Origin of the sequence: Streptococcus sp. HMSC074F05, from assembly GCF_001808725.1 — a bacterium.
GTDB classification, from domain to species: Bacteria; Bacillota; Bacilli; order Lactobacillales; family Streptococcaceae; genus Streptococcus; species Streptococcus parasanguinis_I.
On the sequence record NZ_KV794411.1, the window covers coordinates 1079507 to 1085986 of the forward strand.

Sequence of the window (6480 nt, forward strand, 5' to 3'; positions counted from 1 at the left end):
TTCAAGAGAGGAAAACAATTTCTAGGCCCCAAAAAAGAAGCCAAGACAAATGTCTATGACCTCTTTTAGAAAATTTTCTTATTTTGTATCTAATACAGCTAGTGTGCCGTCTACCAAGCTTGCCCCTAAGACATGCTTGAAATGATTCAAGGCAAACTGGTGATTTTCAGGAGTGAGCGACGCCACTGCAGGTTCCACGACTTCAATCTGGTAGCCGAGATTGTAGGCATCAACCGCTGTATGAAGGACACAGATATCAGTCAAGACACCTGTCAAAATAACGGTATCTACATGGCGTTCCCGCAGGCGGATATCTAGGTCCGTTCCTGAAAAAGCAGAATAATGACGTTTATCCATCCAAAAGACGCGTGGATCCGCTTGGTGCTCCCGATAAAAATCTGCTAAAGGGCCGTACAAATCACGTCCGCTGGTCCCAATGATATTATGAGGTGGGAAGAGCTTGCTTTCAGGATGAAATGGATCCTCTACATCATGCGCATCAATGGCAAAAAAGACATAGGCTCCTTGGTCAAAGGCCAATTGGGTCACCTGAGCAATGGTCTCAGAAATGGCTTGTGCAGGAGCACCTGCCGTAAGCTTACCATCATCTGCTACGAAATCGACAGTGTAGTCAATTGAAATCAAAGCTTTAGTCATTAGTAATCTCTTTTCTTAATTTCCTCAAAGATATCTGGAATCAACACTTTGAGATAGGTTCCCTTCATTCCAAGAGAACGGCTTTCAATAATACCAGCTGACTCCAATTTCCGGAGTGCATTGACAATCACAGAGCGGGTGATACCAATCCGATCTGCAATAATAGAAGCAGTCAACTGTCCCTCATTTCCTTTCAATTCACTAAGGATGGCAGAAACAGCACGCAATTCAGAGTAAGACAAGGTATTGACAGCCATATTCACCGCTGTCCGACGACGAATATTCTTCTCGTCTTCCTCGCGTTGGTAGTTCAACATTTGAATCCCTACCACGGTACTCGCAATCTCAACCAAGATCAAATCATCATCCGCAAACTGTTTATCATTGCGCCAAATGATCAAGGAACCCAATCGAATCCCAGAAACATGAATAGGCGCAATGGTCGTCAAGCCATCAGGAAATTCAGACTTGGTTTCGACCGGAAAGATACTCAAATCATGGTCCACATCTAAATTAGCTTCTGTATCGTAGACCAAACTAGCTGCCTTGGCATAATCTTCTGGTAATTTTTTATTTTGAAAGAAAGCTTCTACCCGGTCATTGTTGGTCTTGTAACGCATGAAATAACCAAGAAGGGTTCCCTTGCTATTAATGATACAGGCATTACAGTGGATAATATCCGCTAATTGCTGGGCAATATCATTATAAGGCATCTCGAACTGCAACTGTTCATCAGTCCGTTTCAAGATGGATGTAATTTTACGTGTCTTTTCTAATAAGTTTGCCATAATAAACCTCGCATATAGTCAGCTCAAGTATATCATATAAGTGTGGGAATTTCAATCAAATTATCTGAAAATTATTTATTTTTTCTACAATTATGCGCAATTCAGAAAAATGTCGATTCGATGACATGGATTTTATAAAATGAATCAAAAAAAGATTGAAGACTTTCCTCTTCAATCCTTTATCTAATTAACGTTTGTATTGTTTCAAGAAACGAGTCATTTTTTCTTGAATTTGAGCTAACTCATCCACACGTGGGAGGTAAACGATCCGGAAGTGATCTGGATCTTTCCAGTTAAAGCCACGGCCATGAACCAAAAGAATCTTTTCTTGCTTCAAGAATTCTAATACAAATTGTTCATCGTCATCCACGCGGTACATATCCCGATCAATCTTAGGGAAGATATAGAGACCAGCCTTTGGCTTAACAGCTGAGAGGCCTGGAATCTCATTGATAGCTTTGTAGATAAAGTTCCGTTGTTCGTAGATTCGACCACCTGGAAGCAAGAGTTCATCCACAGATTGGTAGCCTCCAAGAGAGGTTTGCACAACATGTTGAGATAAAACATTTGAACAAAGACGCATGTTGGACAACATGTTCAAGCCTTCGATATAGCCCTTCACATGGTGCTTTGGTCCGGACAGAACCATCCAACCAACACGGAAACCTGCAATCCGGTGAGATTTTGACAAGCCATTCATACTCACACAGAAAAGATCAGGCGCTAAACTTGCAATAGCCGTGTGCTTTTCGCCATCCATGACCAAGCGATCGTAGATTTCATCCGCAAAGATGATCAAGTTTTTTTGGCGAGCAATCTCTACAATCTCAAGCAAGATCTCATCTGGATAGAGGGCACCCGTTGGGTTATTCGGGTTGATGACAACGATGGCTTTGGTATTTGAGGTAATTTTCGACTTGATATCCTCGATATCTGGATACCAGTTTGCTTCTTCATCACAAAGATAGTGAACCGCATTCCCACCAGCTAGGCTGACAGCTGCTGTCCAAAGAGGATAGTCCGGCATAGGAACCAAGACTTCATCGCCATTGTCGAGCAGTCCTTGCATGGACATGACGATCAGCTCACTCACTCCATTTCCAAGGTAAATATCATCAATATCCACATTTGGAATTTTTTTCAACTGGCAGTACTGCATGATGGCCTTGCGGGCTGAAAAGATCCCTTTTGAATCCGAATAGCCTTCACTATCCCGCGCATTCATGATCAAATCATGGATAACTTCATCTGGAGCTGTAAAGCCAAATTCAGCAGGATTCCCTGTATTCAAACGAAGAATTTTTTCTCCATTTGCTCGCATGCGCATGGCTTCTTCCAAGACTGGACCACGAATATCGTAAGCGACATGTTCGAGTTTGCTTGATTTATTATATTCCTTCATATTCTGCCTCGATTCACGAAATTATCTCTATTATACCACTAGTTCAAATAGAGTACAAATTGAGGACTTTATAAATTCTGCAAAAATATACCAGAAAAGTGAGACTTTACCTTTACATTCTAGCTTAAAAGGAATAAAATATAAGTGTATAAAGAATAGAAGAACTTCTGTTCTATCCATGTTTTCAAGCTATAAGGAGGTAGGGTTATGTCTCAAAAATACGAAAACATCATGGTCGCCGTCGACGGTTCTCATGAAGCAGAATTAGCCTTTGAAAAAGGGGTTAATGTTTCTCTTCGCAACGGCTCTAAATTGACTATTGTCCACGTCATCGATACCCGTGCCCTTCAAAGTGTCTCAACCTTTGATGCTGAAGTCTACGAAGAATTGCAAGAAGAAGCCAATGAATTGCTCAAAGGCTACAAGGAACGTGCTGAAAAAGTCGGGGTTCAAAATATTGCGACTGTTGTAGAAATGGGAAATCCAAAAGTCCTCTTGTCCAATGATATCCCAAGTAAAGAAGGGGTTGACCTCATAATGGTCGGGGCTACTGGACTCAATGCATTCGAACGCTTAATGGTCGGATCCTCCTCAGAATACATCCTTCGCCACGCCAAAGTAGACTTACTAGTGGTGCGTGATAAGGATAAAACCATGTAAGAAAGAAAAAGTTATATTGAAAACTTTTCTTAGGTGAGTACGGACGTCAGCGAACTTCGTCGAAGTTCCATGACTAAGTTTTGAGCCCCTTCGCTCTTTAATTTCTGGGCTCAGGCTAAAACAGTTTCCCAAACTGTTTTACTCTCAAAATTCCTGAGTGCTAGAAACAATAGTGTTTCTAGCACTTGTCTCACGGTGGAAAGTTTTTCAATATTTTTTATAAATTTTAAAAATAAGAACATATTTCGACTTCTTTGTAGAGCACTTTACTTATCTTAGTAAAAAATAGTTTGTCTACATTCTAAAAAAGGTTTGGAACCTTTGTTCCAAACCTTTTTTAGTTGTCTTTTTTTGCTTCTTTTTGTTTTGCATGTTTTTCGTAGGCCTTGAGCTGGCGATCGAGTTCTTTTTTGATGGCTGGTTCTGGGGCGTATTTTTCTTCCCAATCATCTGGCTTCAGAATTTTGTGGGTTACTGGATCAAAGTGCGCCTTTCCATCTGGGAAAATCTTGCCCATATTGGCCCGGTGAACAATCTCAAAGACCTCTTCAGGATCGACCCCCATTAATACAAAGCTACCATAAGTCAAATAGAGGGTATCGATCAAGGCATCGACCTGCCCTACCATGGAGATCTCAGCTGGATGCTTGCTCCGAACCTTATCTGCAGCCTTATCCAAGGCTTCGTGAAGAGCTGCTACCGAGCGATCGAATTCTTCCTCACTTGTGCTAGCTGCTCGGACAAATTCTACCAACTCCTCTTGCTTGAACATGGTTCGATAAAGGGCATCTTGAGGCTGCCAAACAACTGGTTTCTCCTGGGTTTCCCCATCCATCACACCATGGAAGGTTTTGACCTTATTGAAGTGATCATCCTTAGAAAGAAAGAGTTCTTTCTCTGAAAGAATACCAAAGTGTTGCAGGGCCTTTTGAATGCCATCCTTGCCATTACTAGTCGTGGTATGCTTGGCAATTGCCTTGACACTGGTCGTCCCATTTCCCATCGCAATGGACAAACCAACACCTGACAGCATCTCTAAGTCATTATCAGAATCACCAAAAGCCATCACTTCATCGATATCAAAGCCAAATTCCTGACCAACGATGCGGATCCCTTCTAACTTGGAAATCCCTGGGTTGAGGACATCTGCTGCAAAAGGACTAGACCGTGTGAATTTCAGATGTGGAAACTCTTTTTCAATTTTTGCAGTCTCCTCTGGACTCGATAAGATCAACACTTGGTAGATTGGTTCTTGCGCTAGTGCATAGAGGGTGTCCTGATCTTGTGGGACGACCTTGCTGACCACTTTGTTAAATCCTCGACTGACGGTACGGGCCATTTTGCGGGGAACAAACCGACTAGACCAGGTTGAAATAGGACTCATCCCAAAACTCATGATCCGAGAACCAAATACCCCATCCTTGGTACCGAGAGCAATTTCCTTGCGGTGTTCTCGAGCATAGTCAATTAGTTGGTGCAGACTCTTTTTATCGATTGGGCTAGTAAACAGCACGCGGTCCTTGGTCAAAATATACTGACCATTATAGGTCACTGCAAAATCAAAACCATAGCGTTCCATAAACGGTTTGACAAAGGCCGGTCCCCGACCTGTCGCAAGACCTACATAGATCCCTTCTTCCTTTAAAGACTGAATGGCTTTTTCTGTTGATTTGAGGACTGCTCGACTATCATTCACCAAGGTTCCATCGATATCAAAAAAGACTGCTTTTATTTCCATGTCTACTGTTTCTTTCTTTTTATGATAAAATAAATTATATCACATATTCCAAGGAGCTTCACATGTTTAAGAAAATTTTAGCACTACATACCGGAGGGACCATTTCGATGGCGGCAGATGACTCTGGGGCAGTGATTACCAATGAAGTCAATCCCATGACTCAAGTTACTTCACCAATTGAAGGGATTGCAGTCACCTCAGAGGACTTCTTCAACCTTCCCAGCCCTCAAATGACCCCCCGTCACATGTTAGCTCTATATCAAAAAATCAAAGAGGAAGCCCACAACTACGACGGCATCGTCATCACTCATGGGACAGATACACTGGAAGAAACAGCTTATTTCTTGGATACCATGGAGTTACCAGAGATCGCTGTGGTCATTACAGGAGCTATGCGAAGCTCCAACGAGCTCGGAAGCGATGGTGTCTATAATTTTCTGACAGCCCTTCGAGTAGCTGCCGATCCAAAAGCACGCGATAAAGGCGTCTTAGTCGTCATGAACGATGAAATTCATGCGGCTAAGTACGTCACCAAAACCCATACCACCAATGTCAGCACCTTTCAGACACCAACCCACGGTCCAATAGGTTTGGTCATGAAAAAGGAGATCCTCTTCTTTAAAACAGCCGAGCCAAGGGTGCGCTTTGATCTCGATACCATCGATGGGTTCGTTCCGATCATTGCTACCTATGCAGGGATGAAAACCGATTTGCTGGACATGCTGGATCTTTCAAAGCTTGATGGCCTCATTATCGAAGCCTTTGGAGCAGGAAATATCCCTAAAGAAACGGCACATAAACTCCAAGAGTTTATAGATGCAGGTCTTCCAATCGCTTTAGTATCCCGTTGCTTCAATGGGATCGCTGAACCCGTCTACGCATATGAAGGAGGAGGCGTCCAACTCCATCAAGCAGGTGTCTTTTTCATCAAAGAATTAAATGCCCCCAAAGCTCGCATCAAACTTCTCATCGCCCTCAATGCCGGCCTAAAAGGACAAGAACTCAAAGAATATATCGAAGGGTAGCATAAGATACAAAGGGCGTAGCGGATACAGTCAAAATAGGGAATACGACGCAGAATCTTCAGATTCTAGGAGGATTCATCTTTTTGACACAATCCGCAGCCCGTGTTCAGTTAATAAGATACAAAGCCCGTAAAATGCCAAGTGAAAATAGGGAGTAGGACAGAAGTGATACTTTGTCGGACGCTTCGTCGTCCTACCCCCACAAGGCTG

The 6480-nt window shown here is 42.7% G+C and carries 6 protein-coding genes; 2 read left to right on the plus strand and 4 right to left on the minus strand.

Annotated elements, in window-relative coordinates:
• Positions 1-78: 78 nt before the first annotated feature.
• The 3 genes from HMPREF2685_RS08950 to HMPREF2685_RS08960 form a co-directional block, all read right to left on the minus strand.
• On the minus strand, positions 79-657 hold the full coding sequence (locus HMPREF2685_RS08950; protein WP_070466471.1) for a cysteine hydrolase family protein: 579 nt from the start codon (positions 655-657) through the stop codon (positions 79-81).
• Positions 657-1445 (minus strand): GTP-sensing pleiotropic transcriptional regulator CodY, encoded by a 789-nt coding sequence (gene codY / locus HMPREF2685_RS08955; RefSeq protein WP_024054997.1) that lies wholly within the window; start codon positions 1443-1445, stop codon positions 657-659. The genes HMPREF2685_RS08950 and codY overlap by 1 nt, the downstream gene beginning before the upstream one ends.
• A 187-nt stretch (positions 1446-1632) precedes the next feature.
• The gene (locus HMPREF2685_RS08960; protein ID WP_070466473.1) at positions 1633-2847 is read right to left on the minus strand and encodes a pyridoxal phosphate-dependent aminotransferase; all 1215 of its coding nucleotides are present in this window, start codon (positions 2845-2847) and stop codon (positions 1633-1635) included.
• 207 nt (positions 2848-3054) lie between these two features.
• Here HMPREF2685_RS08960 and HMPREF2685_RS08965 point away from each other — a divergent pair, with 207 nt between their 5' ends.
• Positions 3055-3507: a universal stress protein gene (locus HMPREF2685_RS08965; RefSeq protein WP_070466475.1), complete on the plus strand. Its 453-nt coding sequence runs from the start codon at positions 3055-3057 to the stop codon at positions 3505-3507.
• A 337-nt stretch (positions 3508-3844) separates the two neighbouring features.
• Here the strand turns inward: HMPREF2685_RS08965 and HMPREF2685_RS08970 are convergent, their stop codons facing one another.
• A complete protein-coding gene (locus HMPREF2685_RS08970) occupies positions 3845-5245 on the minus strand; it encodes a Cof-type HAD-IIB family hydrolase (protein ID WP_070466477.1) in 1401 nt (466 codons plus the stop codon).
• 62 nt (positions 5246-5307) lie between these two features.
• On the opposite strand from HMPREF2685_RS08970, the gene HMPREF2685_RS08975 reads away from it, so the two are divergent.
• Entirely contained in the window at positions 5308-6270 is a 963-nt protein-coding gene (locus HMPREF2685_RS08975; RefSeq protein WP_070466478.1) for an asparaginase, read from the plus strand.
• Positions 6271-6480: the final 210 nt, after the last annotated feature.